Origin of the sequence: Bordetella avium (genome assembly GCF_034424645.1) — a bacterium.
Taxonomy (GTDB): Bacteria; Pseudomonadota; Gammaproteobacteria; order Burkholderiales; family Burkholderiaceae_B; genus Bordetella; species Bordetella avium.
This window is the reverse complement of record NZ_CP139969.1, coordinates 727,324-745,624: the sequence shown is the minus strand read 5'-3', so window position 1 is coordinate 745,624 and position 18,301 is coordinate 727,324. Positions and strand designations below refer to the sequence as shown.

Sequence of the window (18,301 nt, the reverse complement as noted above, 5' to 3'; positions counted from 1 at the left end):
TGGGCGTATTCCTCACGCATGGCTGGCCTCTTGCTTGGGAGTGGATTGATTCGCAAGCTCGGGCCAAAAAAGCTGCCAATCGTCTTGGCGGAGCTCACGGCGAGTTACCAGCCCAGAGGTGGCCTTCTCAATGGCGAGGCACCACTTAACGGAAACGGGTCGAATCCCCTGGCGCCACTGATAGAGGAGCGCCGAAGAAACCCCAATGATTCGCGCAAACTCGGCGGCCTTGGGCGAGCCTTTCCGGTCTAGGTATTGGTTCAGGTTCATGGCTTGAACTATAGCTTTGCTATAGTTTTGACGCAAGCCATGCTATAGATTTATTTAAATAGCATTGCTATATGAAGATATGGTCGGTAGAAGAAGAAGCGGAAAATTTGCGCGCACGCTTTCAGGGCGTGAACCGCGCAGCTTTCGCTCGTGAGAACAAAATCCCTGGGGGCCAGGCGATGGTCTACCAGCACGTTACCGGCCGACGACCATTAAACTTGGAGGCGGCCACAGCCTACGCGGCAGGCTTTGGCTGCCCGCTTGCGGATATAAGTCCAAGACTGGCGATAGAAGCGGGAAAAGCCGCTGCGCTTAGCTCGGAAGCCTCGCCCGGGCAATCAAACAAACCCTACGCGTGGCCGTTCCCATCGATCGACGAATCGGAAATCCGAGGGCTGCCCGAGAGTCAACTGAGGGCGCTGGAAGGAGCATTGGCTCTAGCGGTTGCCCAACTTAAAATAGGCATCACGGTGTCCAGGCAGCCGGCGGCCTCAGAGGCAAAGACTGGCAGCCGAACCACGAACTTTGACTCTGCGCCGGACGAATTCCCTATGCGCATTCCAGGCATACCCCCGGCGCCGACCCAGATTAAAGAGCCAGTCCCGGCATACGTTACTCCGCGCTTGAGCCTCGCGCAGGCAACCGCGGTTAATGTCGTAGCCGCCGAGCAGCATGCAGATAATGATGAATGGGAATCGGTGCCTGAGATGGCGGATGTTCGCCTTGCCGCTGGCGAAGGTATCGAGAACCACACCGAAGAAATGACCGGCTACGTGTATTTCCGTCGTTCTTTTCTGCGCTCGGTCGGCGCGGACGGCCAGCGCGGGCGAATGGTTTACGCCAAAGGCGACAGCATGGAGCCGGTTATCCGAGATGGAGCGGCACTGCTTGTTGTGCCCGATCTGGGGTTGACCCTGCATGACCTGGCCGCCGGCGGCGTCTACGCCATCAACTATGACGGGAAGATGCTCGTCAAGACGGTAGCTAAGGATCGGCTAACGGGGCGCTGGGTGGCCCGGTCGTTCAATGCGCGGCATCCGGATATTCCCCTGGAAGATGGGGCCTCGGTCAGAGTGCTGGGGCGCGTGGTGTGGGCTGGCGCTCAGTTGGGGGAGGATGAGCAGGGGCAGTGGGTGCGGCGGTAAAAAAGAGCCTACAACTCAGCATGCTGATGCTTAAAATCAGATTTGCGCGTTCAGGAACTTTCAATACAATGTGCTGATGAGCCAAGACCAAGAGAAAATTTTGAAGGCCGCACGTTCTGCAGCAAAAGCTGCGGAACCCTTGCGGCTGTCACTTTTGGCACTTGGAAATAGCCTGCTGCAACGCCAAAAAAAAGTCGAAGAACGAAAAGCCCGTGTTGAAGAGGAGATGCGGCGTGGGTCAAGAGTCACCAAGCATAGATTTTCTCTATGATTTTCTGTATCTAGATAAGCCCAGGGCCCAGTCGTGGCTAGCGCAACTCGTAGCGGACGGCGTACCTCTTTCTACGAAGTACCAAAGCAGCTCAACTGATAGCAGCAAAGTAAATGCAGCCGGCGGAATTCCGGGCGTTCTAAAAGGGGGCGGGTCTTCCGTCGAGTCAGTTACAGAAACTATGGAGCGTAGTTTCAATACTGAATGGAGCATACCCCTTAATTTGCTGGATACGCTATCTGAGGCTAACTACGTCTCGAAAGGCCTGAACGGAGCGCCAATTGGGTCGGTGATCCACATCCACGGCCAAGCCAACATTATTGACATTAGCTTCATGCAAGCTGGGTGGAGTGCATTCACCGACCTCATGCTTGGCCAAGTGAAGACAACACACTCCAACAAAGCGGCAAAGGCTGCTGAGAAAACGGAGGTTGCCCAGCTTGGGGCGGCTCTGAAGGTCATGCCGCCCATGCCGCAGCTTTACTTGAGCACAGTCGGAGGGGAAGTAGCTTGGTCAGTGCTTCACGAGGACCATATGCTCATCGATCCGTCCGCGCTGACACTTACATACGGGGCAAACATCAAAGGGGACTGGCATGTGCTTGCGGTACTTGATGCATTGCCTGATGGGAACGACACGCCAGGCACTTCTATCAAAATAGGCAAACCCATTTCGGATGGTTTGCTCCCCGTAATGGAAGCCATCCGAGAAGCGATGGGCCGCCCCGGCGATGCTTATGCGGTTAACCCAATTGCGATCTTTCGGGCCATCAAGCCCAGCACACGCTAATTCCAGGAAATCCCAAGCACAAAGCCCCCCCTCTCAAGGGGCTTTGTGCTTTCTGGGCAGGCCACCCCTTCCCCCCTGGAAACTCAGGTGGCAGCATCGGGCGCCAGGGTGGGCTGCGACTGGTGCCCCAACTTCCGGCCGCAAGATACTCGACCGGTGGATCAGGCCGACTCCAAACGCGAACGGCTCTATGCGCAGGAAGTTGAAATTCAAGACAAGCAGGGCAATGTGAAGTCCTTATACACGGCTTTACAATCAGGCCACCTACAGCCAATAGAAGGACGTGAGACGTGAAACTCCCCCGCAATCAGTTAGGACTTGCATTATTCGGCGCGACGCTCGTGCTGTCACCCATGGCAGCATCAGCGCAAGAGAAAGTGGTTAGCGAGTTTTCCGCAGGAAAATCACATCGATACGAGCTTTCGAAACTTGAATACAGCGTCTTCAAGACGCTTGTTGATGATGACGCCAACAACCTTGCCTCTGGCAACGACAGCCTGCTTGGCGAGCGGATGGGCCTGACCGACACTACCGCCTCGGAATTAGCGAAGGCGTACTCCGATAATGAAGTGGCAGCCGATAAGCGGTTCAAAAAGAAACCACTTTTGATCAACGGAAAAATCGGCAGCATCAACTCCGGCATAGGCGGAGCGCCATACCTCGCGCTTGGTACGCAACCATCATCACCACACGCAAGGCTGCATAAAAGCGCCCTGGATTTCGCAGCAAGTGCGAAAAAAGGGCAATCCGTTTCACTGATCTGCACCGGCGCAGGCGCGACCATTACGATCCCCATGCTGGACGATTGCAGGCCCGCACGCGCCGTCGCGGACGAGGAGGCCACCAAATTGACGCGCAGGGTAGACCGCGTGCTTAAAGGCCTTGGCAGCGACGAGTCGGCGCAACAATTACTCGCCATTTCAATTTATGCGGCTAGCACCATCAAGGGCGACTCCTGCGGCCCAAATGCAGCCGCCTGCTTAAAAAATGTGAAAACCGCCATGAAGGCGCCGGGCGCAAAGGAAGGGATTCTCAAGGCGATGGAAACATTGAAACTGGCCGGAATATCATTGGCCAAGTAATGCGCTAGCGCAGATCGCCCCGCCTTAGAGCGGGGCTTTTTTTCGCCTGTTACAAAAAAGCGTAGCTTTTGCTATTGCATCGATGCGTAGCGATTGCTACTATTCATCCCATGCACTCACCCACCGCTTAGGCCAAGGCCAGCAAGGGATAGCGCAAACGCTCTTTAACAACCCGCTAGCCGATGTTGCTCACCCTACCTGTGGGGTGTTCGTCCGGCTCAATCGCACCTACGGGCATGGCCGTAGCTCTGCGCGGCATCCCTGCCGTATCCAGTCCGCCAAGCGCGGTACACGGTGAAACGGGTGAGGCGTAGACGGCCAAAAACGGAAACGGTCACGCCGATTGGAATCTCGGCACCGCCTGCCCTGAGCGCATCAGGGCGACGACATTCCGGGCCAACCGGAGTACGCCGTGCAAGTCGGCAGCCCGCGCCAAGCCATCGTGGTTTCTTGGCTGGCGCGGATTCATCTGCCTGCGCTTTCCAGAGAGAGCGCAGACCGATGAACACCATCACCCCTCTTTCGCAGCACCCCTCCCCCTCCAAGCCTCCCCGCCCATACCGCTTGATTGCGCAGTCAGCGTGGTGGCGGCTGGCCGTGAGTGAGACCGGGTGCTGCTCCTTATTCGGAGTTCAACATGCAAGTGACCATGCAAGGCGGGAGGGTTGTTGTTGAGCCCACCCCGACCTCCCGCCGCGTTCCATTGGGCGCTGGCTCCACGCTCTGCGAAACGCTCCCTCTTACCGAAACCCAGCGCCTTCAGGTCATCTACCGGGCTATCAAGCTGGATGGCTACGCCTTCGGGCGCCACGCCACCGAGTACCTGGAGGATGTGTTTAACCACGTCGTTCGGGCAGATGCAGACACCCAGGCGCTCATCGCCCTAGGCGTTGGTGTTAACCGCGACGAGATCCGCCAGCGCATCGAGGCCCGGCTGCTTGAGCTTTCGGAGCGCAGCCAGTGACCGCCCTGCAATCCACCCTTTTCATCTTGTGCGGCCTTGCTGCCGCTTACCCAATGGCCCTGGCCGGTGATCGCGCTATGGCGTTTCTGAGAGAGGCGGTATGACGACGAAACATACGAAGGGTCCGTGGCGTTACGACTACGAGCCAGGCTATTGCGGCGAACTGATCGCGGCTGATGGCAGCGTAGTTTGCGTCTTTACCGAAGAGCCAGGGCTAGACGATGCAAAGGTGCTCGCCGCCGCGCCCGATCTGTTGGAGGCGCTGCAAGAAACGCAGAGTCTCTTGACAGCGATGTTGCATGAGCAACGGCCGCAGAGCGAGGTTGAGGCTCAGATTGCCGAGAATCGCGCCGCAATCGCCAAAGCCACCGGGGGGCAGCCATGACCCCGAGCCGAAAGCAGGTTGAAGCCGCCCGCCCCAAGTTCCTCGAATGGCTCGTAGCTCGCGGTGCCCAGGTGCTTCGCCCGACAAGTGAATGGGAGCTGGTGCGTTTCGACTGCGCATCGGGCGTGGCGATCATCTACAGCAATGCCAAAGGCAGCACTACTTTCACCGGCCAAGCCTTAGCGGCCTGGAGCGCTTACAAAGGCGCGATGGCCTGGGACGCTGGCGTCCGGACAAAGAGGGCCAAGGTCAGCCCGCTGATCCGCACCCTGCTGGAGCGAGACGGCGACCGCTGCTTTTTCTGCCATGAGCACACATCCGACGATGACCGCAGCGCCGAGCATTTGGTACCGGTTGCCCACGGTGGCCCGAACCACATCAGCAATCTGGTACTGGCCCACAAGGCATGCAATGCGCGAGCAGGCCACCTGAGCGCGATGGAGAAAATCCGCATACGCGACCAATCAAGGGAGCAGCCATGACCAAGATCAACGACGGCGGCCCGGCGTTTCCTCGTGACGAACGCTACCTGGGGCACAACCGTGGCGATCTACGCCAGCGCATCGAGCGCAGGCTGATCGACCTGGCTAAGGATGCCGCTTGATCAGAAAAACGCCTTCAGGATCAGCGCCATTACGCCCGCCACCACAACGCCGAGCGTCCATTGCATCAGCTGAAACTTGCCGTTGAACTCTTGGCGCACGCTGTTGATCTCTTGGCGCACGCTGCTGATCTCATGCCGCAACCCGGTCTCCAGCTTCTCCATGTCGTTGCGCAGGCTAAGTTCCAGCTTCTCTAGATCGGAGCGGATGGCCGACTCGTACTGCTGCATTTCCACCCGCACTTCCCGCAGATCGGCCTTCGTCGCCAGCTCCGCGCCCTCGTGCGAATCACGCACAGCAGTCGCCATAGCAGACGCTTGCTCACGGCTAACACCGGCCTTTTCCAAGGTCTCGACAAACTTCAGGGTGTCAAATGTAACAATGCTCATGGTCACTCCTTTGCCCCGATTGTAGCCATCCCAAATGGCGGCGCAATCTAGCTAAATATCTTCCAAAGCATGGCCATGGTAAAGGCAAGATTGAAGCCCACCATCCATTTGAGAATCGCTACATCCGTCTTAGTCGCCAACGTTTCCGCGCTCATCGCCTCGGCCGCTTTGCGAGCTTTGTCCTCCGGCACCCCGGCAGCGCGAAACGCCTCGTAAACCTCGGAAATCATGATTGTCATGGTGCTGGCCCTCTGAATTGATGCATCGCGAGCGATTTTAACCCACTTGACTTCCGGCTGGCACTGCGCTACCTTGCCCGCATCACTGAAACATCAGTGATTCGGGATTGCAGTCCCGGAGTACGGCGGATGAGCCGCCACAGAAGTTTTGTGGCTATTTTTTCGTCCGCAGCATGGCACCTCCCTACGGGCGGGCCGTGTGGGGAGGGGGAAACCCCTCGCCGGTCCGTACCCGGTACTGCAACCCACACGGTCCCCGCCCACCCCGATTGCAGTCGGGAAGCGGGTTATCTACCGCTGTACGGAGAGTCATGCTATGTCTCAATCGCAATGCGCCCTGGCGCTCGACGTTTCTCCCATTGAAGTTCCTTTCCACGGTGCTGTACTGCTCGTTGTAGAACACAACGGTCAGCCCTACGTCCCCATGAAACCTGTTGTTGAAGGCATGGGTATGGCGTGGCAACCACAACACCGGAAGTTGGCTGCCGCAGAGAAACGCTGGGGCATCACCATTTTGATGATCCCTTCAAACGGCGGCAATCAGGAAGCTGTCTGCCTACCACTTCGCAAGCTGCCTGGCTGGCTGATGACCATCAGCCCAAACAAGGTCCGGCCTGAATTGCGCGAGAAAGTCATCACGTACCAGAACGAAGCCGACGATATTCTGTGGGACGCATGGCAGCAAAAAGCAGCCACTCCCAGCACTCCCCGCATCGACGTGCGCGCCCTGCTGCTCTCTGGCCAGTCAGACCTCACCATCGAGCTACCTGAGCACATCCAAGCTGCACTGAATGCGCGCGCGGGCGTCCTCGCTGGCGAGGCATTTGTACTCATCCGTGAGCATCTGCGCCGACGCATCGCGTTCGGCGCCGTCAACGGCCATCACCAACTGCTGCGCGATGATCTCGTGCTCAACCTGATTGCAGACGGCGACCTCGGCGATGCCTTGGCCCATGAGTACATCACGAAAATTCGGAACCTATTCAGTTACTTGAACGGGATCGCCGACGCCGCTTGCCGCTCCCGTGACCAAGCAGGCGAGCACCTCAAGGCACTGCACACCACGCATTGGTAGTGCCGGCTGGCCTTTAACCCACCACTGACTCACCCCTGTCCCCCGCATCCCTTGCGATGCGGGTCGGACTCCCTTTGCCTGGAGAAATCATGCTGCATTACCCCGAGCTAACTGACCAGCAGATTATCGACGCACTGTATGAGCTATTTGCTGGAGAGGCCGACATCGCTTTCGGTCAAGACCGTGAGTGGTGGGCGGATGCCATTATCGACGGAGGCCATGACGCGCTGTGCCGGATCGCATTAACGGCTCTCAGCACAACGCCGGTACCAGAATACGTAACCCAAACACAACGCGAACTGCGCGCCGATCTTATCGGCATCGCACGGCTCCTCATGGGCAAGGCCCACGCCGAGGGCCGGGAGATACATGCATGATCCGCCGCGCCCTCGCCTACCTGCACGCCAAGCGCCTGGACCTCGACCTGGCCGGATACGCCGCCATGGTCGCCGCGCTGGCGATGGCCACTGGGCTGATCGGCCCGACCCTCGACGCCCACCCATCCACCCTCACCGCCTGCGAAGGCTGCGGCAAGACCGCGTATGCGGCTAAGGATTGAGACATGAACGCCATCACCGAAGCCACCCGCCTGATTGATGCCCCGTGCGTGATCGAAGGCCAGCCGATTGAGCAGTACCACGGCGGCCCAGGTATCAGCAAAACGGGCCTTGATCGCATCAATGTCTCGCCGGCCAATTTCTATGACCTGACCCTGAACCCGGTGCGCCCGCCTGAGCCGGAGCGTAAGGGCCAGCTGGAGGGCCAGCTTGCGCACTGCGCAATTCTGGAGCCTGAAGAATTTGCCAAGCGGTACGCAGTCGGCCCGGATGTGACCCGTTCGACTAAGGAATGGAAAGCCTTCGAGGCGGCGCTACCCGCTGGCGTCATCGGCATCAAGCCAGACCAGAGAGAGACGGCAATGCGGCAGGCCGAAGCCGTGCGCCGCCTGCCGGACGTGGCCGAGGCGCTGGCCGCTGGCGTGGCCGAATCATCCGCCTACTGGATCGACCAGGAAACCGGCGTCCTGTGTCGGTGCCGCCCTGACTGGTGCCACCCGGCGGGCGAGTCCGGCGTGATCTTGCTGGACGTGAAAACCTTCAGCGATGCAAGCCCACATGAGTTTTCGCACCAGATCGCCCGAAAGCGGTACCACGTCCAAGACGCCTTTTATACGGACGGCTACGCGGCTGCCAGCGGTAAGACCGTGCTGGCCTTCATCTTTGTTGCCGTCCAGGATGCCTGGCCGTTCGCCGCCAGCGCCGTGATGCTCGATCCGCGAAGCCAGGACCAGGGGCGCCGCGACTATCGCCGCAATCTCAGCACCTATGCCGAATGCCTGACCTCGGGCAACTGGCCCGGTTTCGGCCAGGGTGTCCACCTCGCATCCCTGCCCAACTGGGCATTCAACGACGAATGACAGGACCAACCATGTCGCAAACCACCTCCCTCGCTGACCTCAAGAAAACATCCAAGATGGTCGCCTCGCAGGCCGGCATCGGCCAGGTAAAGGCATTTTTTGATTCCCAAAAGTCCACGCTGGCCGCCGTGCTACCGCGCCACGTCAGCGCCGACCGTATGCTGAAAATCGCACTGGGCGCGCTACGCACCACGCCGAAGCTGATGGGTTGCACGGTCGAATCCTTGATGGGCGCGGTTGTGCAGTGCTCGCAGCTTGGTCTGGAGCCGAACACCCCCCTTGGCCACGCCTACTTGATCCCCTTCGAGAAGCGCCGCAAGCAAGGGAATGATTGGGTGACAGACAAGATCGAGGTTCAGATTGTCCTGGGCTACAAGGGACTGATCGACCTCGCCCGCCGATCCGGCCAGATCGTGAGCATCGCCGCCCATGCCGTACACGAGAACGATCATTTTGAATATGCCTACGGCCTGGATGAAAAGCTGGAGCACAAGCCGGCCATGGGCGAACGCGGCGCCATCATCGCTTTCTATGCAGTCGCCAAGCTGGTCGGTGGCGGCCACGCCTTCGAGGTGATGAGCGAGCAGCAGATCATCGAGATTCGCAACGCCTCGCAAGGCTGGCAGCAGGCCGTACGGGCCAAAAAGACCGACGCTAGCCCCTGGGGTGCGCACTTTGCAGAGATGGGCCGCAAGACCGTGCTGCGCCGCCTCTTTAAATATCTGCCTGTCAGCATTGAGCTGGCCAACGCCGCCGCACTGGACGAGCTGAACGCTCGCGGCGAATCGCAAGCACTGGACAACGTTCTGGAGGGCGAATACATCACGCCCGCACCGGGTGATGACGACGCCGCGCCGGCGGCGATCACCTACGACCCCTCCCCCCTGTTCCAGCAGATCGCAGACGCGGCAAGCCTCGACGCGCTCGACCTGGTTGGCGACAGCCTGCGCGATGCCCCGGATGAGCATTACGACGCACTGCAACGCGCCTACCAGAACCGCCGCGCCGAGCTGACCTCGGCGGACTGATCCCCCAGGGCGGCGCCACAACCAACGGAGGCCATCTACTGGCGCTGCCCTCCCCCTCTTCCCACCTGGAGTCCCGATATGCCTGGATTTGTCGTCTTAGGTGTCCGCCCTGGGCGGATAGATCAACTCATATCAACCCAAGTGAGCGCCCAGGAGCGCCGCCTGAAGCGCCGCACAACCCCCGAGGCCCATGCGCTGCGTATCGAGAAAGCGCGGGCACGCGCGCTTGCTGCCCCCCCAAGTTGAACTAAGCGCCGAATACAGCGCGCCGCAGTTTGCGATTGATTGGGCGCGGCTGGCTGCCCGGCAAGGGTATTCATTTTTGCAAGTTGCCTACAAAGACACCGACCTGCTGACAGGCCGAACCGTTTACCAACTCACCGAACAACAGCCGTAGAGGTCTGCATTATGTGGTTCAAAAACCTAAAGGTTTACCGCCTTTCGGGCGCTTGGTCGTGCCTGGGCGAAACGCTCGAAGCTGCGCTGGCCAAGCATGCCTACCAGCCCGGAAATAACCTCGAAATGCAGCGCCTGGGCTGGGTATCGCCCCGCGATACTGGCCTGTTCGCTCATGTCTTGAATGGGCAAATCCTGCTGGTCTTGCGCTCTGAAAAGAAGCTGCTGCCGTCCACCGTCGTGAATCAAGTGGCCCGCGCCCGCGCTCAGGAAATCGAAGAGCAGGAGGGCTACAAGCCCGGCCGCAAGCAGATGAAAGAAATCAAGGAGCGCGTCACCGAAGAACTGCTACCCCGCGCCCTGTCCGTCTACCGCGATACGCGGGTGTGGATCGACACACAGCACCGCTGGCTGGTGATCGACGCGGCATCCAGCGCCCGCGCAGATGAGGTAATAGGCCTGCTGGTTAAGACCGTTGACCCGCTGCCGCTGGAAAATCTCTACGTCGCGCAGTCGCCCGCCGCAGCCATGACCGGCTGGCTGGCAGAGGACGAAGCCCCGGCCAACTTCACCATTGACCAGGACACCGAGCTGCGCGCCTCGGGCGAAAGCCGCGCCGCCGTGCGCTACGTCAAGCACAGCATCGACACAGACGACGCCCGCAGGCATATCCAGTCAGGCAAGCAATGCACCCGCCTTGCCATGACCTGGGCTGATCGCGTGTCTTTCGTGCTGACCGAATCCCTGGATATCAAGCGCGTGACGCCGCTGGACGTGCTCAAGGAGCGGCCCGACGACCTGGGCGCCAACGCCGACGAGCGTTTTGACTCTGACTTCGCCCTTATGACCGGCGAGCTGGCAAGGCTGCTGGCCGATCTGATCGACGCCCTTGGTGGCGAGAAGGAAAGCACATGACCAATCAAGCTATCCCTCACGGCTGGCGTCTGGTTCCGGCCGAAATGACCCTCGATATGTCCATCGCCTTTGCCGAGGCGTGGTACAGCAAGAGCCGGGCAATCGACGATCACGAAATGCAGGACGCCTACGCTGCCATGCTGGCGGCAGCGCCCAGCCCTGGGGCGGATACTGAAGCCACTGTCCAGTTATCCGGGCATCCTGGGGAGATGGACGAAAGCCTGCGTTTCAGCGCACAGCGCATTCTTGACGCAGCCTTCCATTGGGCCGAACAGCGACAAATCGGACCGGCCCAGGCGAAGAGCGCTTGGGTCGGTCTTGAGCGCCACGTTCTTATGCAGCTCCGCTCTCAACGCTACGACCGCGCCAGCCGCCCCGCCGCCACTGCTGTGAGCGCGGAGCCGGTGGCGAAGAAGGCTCCCCGCTTGGTTGACGATGGATCTGATTCATGGGACGGAGCGCGAAAGCGAACCCCGAAGCCAGCCGCTCCCCCTGCCGCAGACGAGCGCGCCCTTGTGGGCGATGAGCGGGCGGCGATCCAGAACCACGTTGATCTGGTCAAAGCTTACGGTGATCAGCTTTACTGTAAAGCGTCGGCATCAAACCCCACGGACAAACAGTCATGGAGCAAGTCCGCAGAGACGGTGTTATCCAATATTGCCAAGAACTACCGTGCCGCCCTGGCAAGCGCCCCTGTAGCCGGGGAGAATGGCGCCCAATCGACCCAGAACCGGCCGGAAAGCCGCGCCAATACTGGATATACGGGTGGCACCCTAGCCCCTGTAGCCGGGGAGGTGAACGCCGCTTTGGATGAATGGTTAGACAAGACCGACTTCATTCAGGAGCGAATCGCGTCCGGCGATCTGCCAGTGAAGTACCTTGGCTGGCACCGGGCGGACGTAATGCGGGATCTGATCGACGACAGCAAGACGGAACCGCTCAATGCCGCGCCCCAGGCCAGCACTGCCGCAGATGCGCGGGATGCGCTGGCTTGGGGCGTCATCGAAAACGCCAGGGCGGCTATGGACGCAAGCTTTGAGTCCGGTGATGAAAGCTTGGGTGTTTCCGTGCCGTCACATTTAGCTGCTGCGCTGTGTCTGGCGCTTGACGAGCTCGACGCAATTGTCGCCAAGCAGGGCGAAGGAGAGACAGCATGACCCCCAACACCACATGCCCTGGGCTGGCCGATACCGCACTGGCAGCCCCCAACCTCTGGGGCCAGGTATATCTGGGTTGCCGCTGGCTGCGCGGCCTCAGTCACGAGGAGTCCGAAGTGATCGCAAGCGAGGCCGACAAAGCCTTTGAGGGCGATCCCTGCGTGAGCCTGGATGACCTCCATTACACGATCAACGAAATAGCGAGGGCAGACTGATGACCCCCAACATCAAACAGACCGTACTCACGGATGCGGAGATTCTGCAGCTATTCGGCCACGAGCAGCGCGACCCGTATGCGCTGACCAAATTCGCCCGCGCCATCGAATCCGCCGTTCTGGAGAAGCTGCGCCTCCCAACCATTCGAAATTCTCTAATGGTTGGGACCGCACCCACCGGCATCGTCGCGGACGAGCACTGCTGATCATGATCGATGACGCTATCCAGCGAATGCTGGACACCACTTGTAATGCTTGGAGGCCCCTCGCATAAAACAAGGACAAAACAACATGGCTGCCCTTTACCTCTTGGCACTACCCCTCGCAATAATCATCGGCGCAATTGCAGGTGCGGCCCCGCTCCTGCGGGCAAACAAACGACAAAGGCATTGCCGCTGATGCAAGCGGTCAACCATCGAGCAACACACCAATGCCCGCCAGATGCGGGCTTTGTTTTGGAGGCGATATGGCTATTCTTACGCCCGCCGATGTGGCGGTTAGGTTGCGGATCAGCCCCAACACGGCACGGCGCCTAGCCGCACCAGGAGGCCCAATCCCATGCTACCGGGTAGGCCGCCAAATCCGATTTCAATCCTCTGACGTTGAGGAATACGAAAACTCATGTCGATCTACTTCGATAAAAGCCGCCGTCGATATCGCTTTGAGTTCGACCGCATTATCTCCGGCCGGCGCGTCCGGGCTACGAAACTTCTTCCAAAAGCATGGAGTCAAGCTCAGGCAGACGCATTCGACCGGGAGGAAAGCAGCCGCCTCTACGCGATAGCCCAAGGGATCAAGCAGGAGTCCCCGTTGATCGAAGCGGCGGTACAGACCTACCTAGAAAAGAAATCCGAGCTGAAATCGCATGCCACGGCCATGGGGCATCTGGCAGCAGTGTTCGAGTATTACGAGGGCAAACGCTTCAGTGATTTATCCGAAGTTTGCGAAAAAATCACTGAAGCCGGTCTGAAAAGACTGGCGCCCGCGACAGTCAGGCAACGCATCGTATTGCTACGCGCAGCCTGCCGTTTTTACTGGAAAACGAAACGGCTTAACATGCCAGATCCTGGGCAGCATCTGGCCATGCCGGAAGTGCGAAATGAGCGGCATGAGTACCTGACCAGGCGACAGGCCCTGCAGTTGGCCAGGGCTTGCAAACGTCGGCCAGCGCGCGCACTGATCCTGATCGCGTTTTATACTGGCATGCGAAAAGGTGAGATCTGGGCCGCCAGGGTCGAGCCAGGGCGATTCGTCCTCGAAGATACAAAAAACGGCGACAGAAGGGTCGTGCCCATGCTGCCAAAAATTGCCCGATACGCGAGCAGGCACCTACCGCCGAAGATCAGCTATCGGTCTATGATGATCTGGTTCCGGAAGGCGGCCGAGGCCGTGAATAGGCCAGGCCTGCACTTTCACGATTTACGGCACTCAACCGCCAGCGCCATGGTCCAGGCAGGCACGCCGCTCTACACAGTGGGCAAAGTGCTAGGCCACAAGAGCGCACGATCCACGGCACGGTACTCGCACTTGTCCACCGAAAACCTAGCTGACGCCCTGGGCGCAATCTCCCAAAAGCGTATGGGAAAATCCTGACACTGCCCTGGGTTTTGCGGTCGTTTTGGCGTGGATTTAAGGGGGGGCGCCCACTGGGGGAACGCTGTATACCCGTACAGTCACACCGCATTGCAAATCCGTGTACGTCGGTTCGATTCCGGCTTGCGCCTCCAAATTCAACAAGGCCCACAGCAATGTGGGCCTTGTTCGTTTCTGAGCGCCGGCCCCGCCAGGCGCTCGCCGTTTGGGCCGAACAGACCCACCCTGACAGACCCGCCCTGACTCAACAGGCGGCTATCAGCGATACTTACGCCATGGATCAATCCGTTATCGAGGCCTTGCAGCGCTGGCCCAATGTCCCCGCCGTATACGGCTGGCTGTCCCTGGACAAACGCGGCCGCTGGCGGCTGCACCCCAACCAGGGTGAGGCCGAGGCCATTGGCAATCCGCAGATCCTGGCCTTCATAGATCGCAACTATGCATCAGATGAAAACGGCCGCTGGTTTTTTCAGAACGGGCCGCAGCGGGTGTACGTCAGGCTGGAGGGCGCACCCTATGTGCTGCGTCTGGACGACCAGGCCACAGGCCTGATCACGCACAATCATCTGCCGGTACGGCAGGTGCAGACATGGTGGCTGGATGAGTCCGGCCAGCTTTGGGCGGATACGGATCTGGGACCCGCGCTGGTCGATGACCGGGATCTGGCCGCCCTTTTGGATCGGCTGTCCTTGCCCGATGGCCGTCCATTGCTGGATGCAGGGCTGGACCTCCCGCAGACCGTGCAAGGCCCGGGCGGGCAGGCCAGGCTGCGGCAGGCGCAGGCCGGCGAACTGCCCGGCCTGCTCGGTTTTTGCGCCGATTAGGCGCGGCGGCCGCTACGGACCAAGGCGAATTTGCCATCGCCCAACAAGACCAGAACAGCGGCCGACAAGGCGAGGAAAACCGGATATTCCCAGCCGCCGTTGGGACGGCTAAAGCCCCAGCCATTGCCGAAATGCACCGACGAGGCCACCAGCAGTTGGATAAAGGCCAGTGCCGCAACCCAACGCGGCAGAACCCCCAGAATCAGGAAGATGCCGGCGCCGATCTCAAAAAAGGTCACCGGATAGGCTAACCAGCCGGCGAAACCGATTTTGGCAAAAAACTGCGCGGTGCCGGGCAGGGTGAACACGAGCAGCTTGGTCAGACCGTGGGCTAGGTACATCACGCCCAGCATCAGGCGCAGAAGCAAGGCGGCATAGGGCGCAGTGCGGTTGTCGATCATGGGTGACTCCAGAAAAAACTTCACATCGCGAATTGGGCGATGGGCGCATTCTGTCGATTCCAAAAGTCGAAATAAACCGCGAAAATCGCAAATGGTTATTGCCGAAACAGGAATAGTATGGACACCTACAGCGCCATGCAGACCTTCGCCCGGGTCGTAGAACTGGGCTCTTTCGCCGCAGCGGCCGAGCGCGCCGGATTGGCGCGCTCGGTTGTCACGCGGCAAATTGCCTATCTGGAAGAAAAATACGGGGTGCGGCTGCTCAACCGCACCACGCGCAAACTGAATCTGACGGATGCAGGTCGCGCCTTTTATGAACGCATCCGCCCTTTGCTCAGCGAACTGGCCGACATCGACCTCGCTTTGCGGGCCCAGAGCAGCCAGCCCACTGGCCGTTTGCGCATCTCGGCCCCAGTCTCTTTCGGCGTGCTGCATCTGGGCCCGGCGGTCGCCGACTATCTGCAGCGCTACCCGGACGTGGTCATCGATCTCGATCTGAACGACCGTGTGGTCGACCTGGTGCAAGACGGCTACGACGTCGCCGTGCGCATCGGCCCCTTGACCGACTCGTCCCTAGTGGCGAGGCCTCTGGCGCCACAGACGCTGCAGGTATGTGCTGCGCCTTCCTATTTGGCGCGGCACGGCACGCCCGCCCAACCCGAAGCACTGCGCCAACACCAATGCCTGCATTACAGCTATGCCAGCAGCGGCACTGATTGGGTGTTCGAGAAAGACGGGCAAACCACATTGGTGCGCATCACGCCCTCCATGCGGGCCAATAACGGCGACGTGTTGCGCACCGCCGCCCTGGCCGGACATGGCATTATTTTGCAGCCGGACTTCCTGATCGGAGACGATCTGCGCGCAGGACGCCTTGTGCCGGTACTGCCGGATTACCGGCGTCCGGTCATCACCATGATGATGGTCTACCCTCACCGCCGGCTGCTTTCACCCACGGTGCGCTCTTTCGTTGAACACCTCGAAGCGCATTTCGGCCATGCGACGCAAAGTTCTTCTGCTGGCAACGGACGCAACCGGTAGAATCGAGACCATGAGCGCTCCCCTTCACTACTTCCCGGCCCCACGTCGCGCCAATTTCTGCGGCCAGTGCGGCAGCCCCATTCACCATCGCGTGCCCGAGGGTGATAACCGTGAACGTGACGTCTGTGATCACTGCGGGGCCATTCACTATCAGAATCCGCGCATGGTGGTCGGCACCGTCCCCGTCTGGGAGGGTCGCATCCTGCTATGCCGCCGCGCCATCGAGCCGCGTTACAACAGCTGGACGCTGCCGGCTGGCTTTATGGAACTGGGTGAAAGCACCGCTCAGGGTGCGGGCCGCGAAACCCTTGAGGAATCCGGAGCGCAGATTCATCTGGGACAGCTCTACACCATTATTGATGTCCCCCAGATAGAACAGGTGCATCTCTTTTATCTGGCCGAGGTTCTCGGCCCAGAGTTGAACCCTGGCCCTGAAAGCCTGGAAGCCCGCTTTTTCGACGAAGCCGAAATTCCCTGGAGCGACCTGGCCTTTCGCACGGTAGCGACCACGCTGGAGCGCTATTTGCGGGATCGCCGTCAGGGCGTCTTTCCGACCCACCATTACACGCTCGCCTCGCACAGCATATCTTGAGAATCCCCTGGCTTGAGGCCGATACGCCGTTTCCGCCGGCAGAGCAGGCTCTGAAGGAACCGAATGGCCTCCTGGCTGCTGGCGGCGAGCTCAACACGGACCGGCTGCGCGCCGCCTACGCCAAGGGCATCTTCCCCTGGTATTCAGAGGGTGAGCCCTTGCTATGGTGGAGCCCCGACCCCCGTATGGTCCTGGCTTGCGCCGACTTCGCCCCCTCACACTCACTGCGCAAGACACTGCGCCGTCTCGCACGTGCCGAACAGGCTGGCGACACGCGGATACAAGTCCGCGTCGATACCGCCTTCGCCCGCGTGATGGCCGCCTGCGCGGGTAGACGCGATGGGCAGGCGGGCACCTGGATCACACCGGAAGTGCAGGCCGCTTACTGCGCCTGGCATGAGCAAGGGCAAGCGCACAGCATCGAAACCTGGATAGACGATCACTTGGTGGGCGGCCTGTACGGCATCAGTCTGGGGGGTATGTTCTTTGGCGAATCCATGTTCGCCCATGCCACCGACGCCTCGAAAATCGCCCTGGCCTATCTCGTGGCCTTTCTGACCCGTCACGAAGTCGACTGGATAGACTGCCAGCAACAGACGCGGCACTTGGCCAGCCTGGGTGCGCGGCCGCTGCCCCGCGCCCAATTTCTGCAACATGTCGCCAGGGTGCTGGCAAAACCTGCGCCCCCCTGGCGCGTCGGGGTATTACGGCATGCGGGCGACATCGTGGATAGCGCCAATCAGCGTTAATATGGGAGCTCCGCATCGCGCCAGCCCTGCTTTTGCATGAGCCAGCTCAAAGAACTTCCCTTCTCAACGCTGCAGTTCTACGCGACCGCGCCTTACCCTTGCAGCTATCTGCCAGAACGTCAGGCTCGCTCGCAGGTTGCCGCGCCAGGACACCTGATCAACGCCGACACCTATTGCCAACTGGTGCAGCAGGGTTTCCGGCGCAGCGGCCTGTTCACCTACCGCCCCCATTGCGATAACTGTCAGGCCTGTATCCCGGTGCGGGTCGATAGCGTGAATTACACCCCCAACCGCAGCCAGCGACGTGCCTGGAAAGCGCACCAGGGTCTGCGCGCCTTTGTGGCTGAGCTGGCCTGGTCGCCGGAACATTATTCGCTCTACACGCGCTATCAGCAGGGCCGCCATCCGGGCGGCGGCATGGACGATGACAGCCGCAGCCAATACGCGCAGTTTCTGCTGACCTCACGCGTCAATACCCGGCTGGTGGAGTTCCGCCAGCCCGAAGGCCAGTTAGTCATGGTGTCCATCATCGATGTGCTCGACGATGGCCTGTCCTCGGTCTATACCTTTTACGATCCCGAACTGGCTGGCAGCCTGGGCACCTACAGCATTCTGTGGCAGATCGAGCAATGCCGCATGCTGGAACTACCCTGGCTCTATCTCGGCTACTGGATCAAAGACAGCCGCAAAATGGCCTACAAGGCAGGCTTTCTGCCCCAAGAGCGCTATATCGACGGCCAATGGACCGCCCCGGAGTAAAG

General features: G+C 60.1%; 27 protein-coding genes. 23 read left to right on the top strand and 4 right to left on the bottom strand.

Going from position 1 to position 18,301, the window contains the following annotated elements:
• Positions 1 to 12: 12 nt before the first annotated feature.
• Positions 13 to 270 (bottom strand): transcriptional regulator, encoded by a 258-nt coding sequence (locus U0029_RS03500; protein WP_114852939.1) that lies wholly within the window; start codon positions 268 to 270, stop codon positions 13 to 15.
• A 71-nt stretch (positions 271 to 341) separates the two neighbouring features.
• On the opposite strand from U0029_RS03500, the gene U0029_RS03495 reads away from it, so the two are divergent.
• From U0029_RS03495 to U0029_RS03465, 7 genes are all read left to right on the top strand, one after another.
• Positions 342 to 1,415 carry a S24 family peptidase gene (locus U0029_RS03495; RefSeq protein WP_114852940.1) on the top strand — a complete coding sequence of 358 codons (1,074 nt, stop codon included), beginning with the start codon at positions 342 to 344 and terminating at the stop codon, positions 1,413 to 1,415.
• A 233-nt stretch (positions 1,416 to 1,648) separates the two neighbouring features.
• Positions 1,649 to 2,476: a DUF6414 family protein gene (locus U0029_RS03490; RefSeq protein WP_127815134.1), complete on the top strand. Its 828-nt coding sequence runs from the start codon at positions 1,649 to 1,651 to the stop codon at positions 2,474 to 2,476.
• A gap of 290 nt (positions 2,477 to 2,766) precedes the next feature.
• Positions 2,767 to 3,558 (top strand): OB-fold protein, encoded by a 792-nt coding sequence (locus U0029_RS03485; RefSeq protein ID WP_119536246.1) that lies wholly within the window; start codon positions 2,767 to 2,769, stop codon positions 3,556 to 3,558.
• A gap of 637 nt (positions 3,559 to 4,195) precedes the next feature.
• Positions 4,196 to 4,522, top strand: coding sequence for a hypothetical protein (locus U0029_RS03480; RefSeq protein WP_039052263.1), 327 nt, complete (start codon positions 4,196 to 4,198; stop codon positions 4,520 to 4,522).
• A gap of 100 nt (positions 4,523 to 4,622) precedes the next feature.
• Positions 4,623 to 4,907: a hypothetical protein gene (locus U0029_RS03475; protein ID WP_114852953.1), complete on the top strand. Its 285-nt coding sequence runs from the start codon at positions 4,623 to 4,625 to the stop codon at positions 4,905 to 4,907.
• Positions 4,904 to 5,389: an HNH endonuclease gene (locus U0029_RS03470; RefSeq protein WP_114852954.1), complete on the top strand. Its 486-nt coding sequence runs from the start codon at positions 4,904 to 4,906 to the stop codon at positions 5,387 to 5,389. The genes U0029_RS03475 and U0029_RS03470 overlap by 4 nt, the downstream gene beginning before the upstream one ends.
• Positions 5,386 to 5,511 (top strand): hypothetical protein, encoded by a 126-nt coding sequence (locus tag U0029_RS03465; protein WP_012416097.1) that lies wholly within the window; start codon positions 5,386 to 5,388, stop codon positions 5,509 to 5,511. Before U0029_RS03470 ends, U0029_RS03465 begins: the two co-directional genes overlap by 4 nt.
• Here the strand turns inward: U0029_RS03465 and U0029_RS03460 are convergent, their stop codons facing one another.
• Entirely contained in the window at positions 5,512 to 5,898 is a 387-nt protein-coding gene (locus tag U0029_RS03460) for a CCDC90 family protein (RefSeq protein ID WP_114852955.1), read from the bottom strand.
• 47 nt (positions 5,899 to 5,945) lie between these two features.
• Positions 5,946 to 6,137 (bottom strand): integrase, encoded by a 192-nt coding sequence (locus tag U0029_RS03455; RefSeq protein WP_114852956.1) that lies wholly within the window; start codon positions 6,135 to 6,137, stop codon positions 5,946 to 5,948.
• 316 nt (positions 6,138 to 6,453) lie between these two features.
• Between U0029_RS03455 and U0029_RS03450 the strand changes: the two genes are divergently transcribed.
• From U0029_RS03450 to U0029_RS03400, 12 genes are all read left to right on the top strand, one after another.
• Positions 6,454 to 7,212 (top strand): phage antirepressor N-terminal domain-containing protein, encoded by a 759-nt coding sequence (locus U0029_RS03450; RefSeq protein WP_114852957.1) that lies wholly within the window; start codon positions 6,454 to 6,456, stop codon positions 7,210 to 7,212.
• 89 nt (positions 7,213 to 7,301) lie between these two features.
• On the top strand, positions 7,302 to 7,589 hold the full coding sequence (locus tag U0029_RS03445; RefSeq protein ID WP_114852958.1) for a hypothetical protein: 288 nt from the start codon (positions 7,302 to 7,304) through the stop codon (positions 7,587 to 7,589).
• Positions 7,586 to 7,771: a hypothetical protein gene (locus tag U0029_RS03440; protein WP_114852959.1), complete on the top strand. Its 186-nt coding sequence runs from the start codon at positions 7,586 to 7,588 to the stop codon at positions 7,769 to 7,771. Before U0029_RS03445 ends, U0029_RS03440 begins: the two co-directional genes overlap by 4 nt.
• Positions 7,772 to 7,774: 3 nt before the next feature.
• Positions 7,775 to 8,629, top strand: coding sequence for a PD-(D/E)XK nuclease-like domain-containing protein (locus tag U0029_RS03435; RefSeq protein ID WP_114852960.1), 855 nt, complete (start codon positions 7,775 to 7,777; stop codon positions 8,627 to 8,629).
• Positions 8,630 to 8,640: 11 nt separating this feature from the next.
• Positions 8,641 to 9,657 (top strand): recombination protein RecT, encoded by a 1,017-nt coding sequence (gene recT / locus U0029_RS03430; RefSeq protein WP_115600668.1) that lies wholly within the window; start codon positions 8,641 to 8,643, stop codon positions 9,655 to 9,657.
• 408 nt (positions 9,658 to 10,065) lie between these two features.
• Positions 10,066 to 10,968: a recombination-associated protein RdgC gene (locus U0029_RS03425; RefSeq protein ID WP_114852965.1), complete on the top strand. Its 903-nt coding sequence runs from the start codon at positions 10,066 to 10,068 to the stop codon at positions 10,966 to 10,968.
• Complete coding sequence (locus U0029_RS03420; RefSeq protein ID WP_114852966.1) at positions 10,965 to 12,125, top strand: hypothetical protein; 1,161 nt, start codon at positions 10,965 to 10,967, stop codon at positions 12,123 to 12,125. The genes U0029_RS03425 and U0029_RS03420 overlap by 4 nt, the downstream gene beginning before the upstream one ends.
• A complete protein-coding gene (locus tag U0029_RS03415) occupies positions 12,122 to 12,340 on the top strand; it encodes a hypothetical protein (protein ID WP_114852967.1) in 219 nt (72 codons plus the stop codon). Before U0029_RS03420 ends, U0029_RS03415 begins: the two co-directional genes overlap by 4 nt.
• Entirely contained in the window at positions 12,340 to 12,546 is a 207-nt protein-coding gene (locus U0029_RS03410; protein ID WP_114852968.1) for a hypothetical protein, read from the top strand. The genes U0029_RS03415 and U0029_RS03410 overlap by 1 nt, the downstream gene beginning before the upstream one ends.
• A gap of 224 nt (positions 12,547 to 12,770) precedes the next feature.
• Positions 12,771 to 13,124, top strand: a complete 354-nt coding sequence (locus U0029_RS17250; protein ID WP_119537695.1) for a helix-turn-helix domain-containing protein — start codon at positions 12,771 to 12,773, stop codon at positions 13,122 to 13,124.
• Entirely contained in the window at positions 13,016 to 13,933 is a 918-nt protein-coding gene (locus tag U0029_RS03405) for a tyrosine-type recombinase/integrase (RefSeq protein ID WP_370510837.1), read from the top strand. Before U0029_RS17250 ends, U0029_RS03405 begins: the two co-directional genes overlap by 109 nt.
• A gap of 275 nt (positions 13,934 to 14,208) precedes the next feature.
• Positions 14,209 to 14,757 (top strand): DUF2946 family protein, encoded by a 549-nt coding sequence (locus tag U0029_RS03400; protein ID WP_012418389.1) that lies wholly within the window; start codon positions 14,209 to 14,211, stop codon positions 14,755 to 14,757.
• Here U0029_RS03400 and U0029_RS03395 read toward each other — a convergent pair.
• The gene (locus U0029_RS03395; RefSeq protein ID WP_012418390.1) at positions 14,754 to 15,158 is read right to left on the bottom strand and encodes a DoxX family protein; all 405 of its coding nucleotides are present in this window, start codon (positions 15,156 to 15,158) and stop codon (positions 14,754 to 14,756) included. The two genes, U0029_RS03400 and U0029_RS03395, sit on opposite strands and share 4 nt — an antisense overlap.
• A gap of 117 nt (positions 15,159 to 15,275) precedes the next feature.
• Here U0029_RS03395 and U0029_RS03390 point away from each other — a divergent pair, with 117 nt between their 5' ends.
• From U0029_RS03390 to U0029_RS03375, 4 genes are read left to right on the top strand one after another with little or no spacing between them, the layout of a single operon-like run.
• The gene (locus tag U0029_RS03390; RefSeq protein WP_162790394.1) at positions 15,276 to 16,199 is read left to right on the top strand and encodes a LysR family transcriptional regulator; all 924 of its coding nucleotides are present in this window, start codon (positions 15,276 to 15,278) and stop codon (positions 16,197 to 16,199) included.
• 10 nt (positions 16,200 to 16,209) lie between these two features.
• Entirely contained in the window at positions 16,210 to 16,791 is a 582-nt protein-coding gene (locus tag U0029_RS03385; protein WP_012418392.1) for an NUDIX hydrolase, read from the top strand.
• Positions 16,788 to 17,540: a leucyl/phenylalanyl-tRNA--protein transferase gene (gene aat, locus U0029_RS03380; RefSeq protein WP_012418393.1), complete on the top strand. Its 753-nt coding sequence runs from the start codon at positions 16,788 to 16,790 to the stop codon at positions 17,538 to 17,540. The genes U0029_RS03385 and aat overlap by 4 nt, the downstream gene beginning before the upstream one ends.
• Positions 17,541 to 17,576: 36 nt before the next feature.
• A complete protein-coding gene (locus U0029_RS03375) occupies positions 17,577 to 18,299 on the top strand; it encodes an arginyltransferase (protein ID WP_012418394.1) in 723 nt (240 codons plus the stop codon).
• Positions 18,300 to 18,301 lie beyond the last annotated feature (2 nt).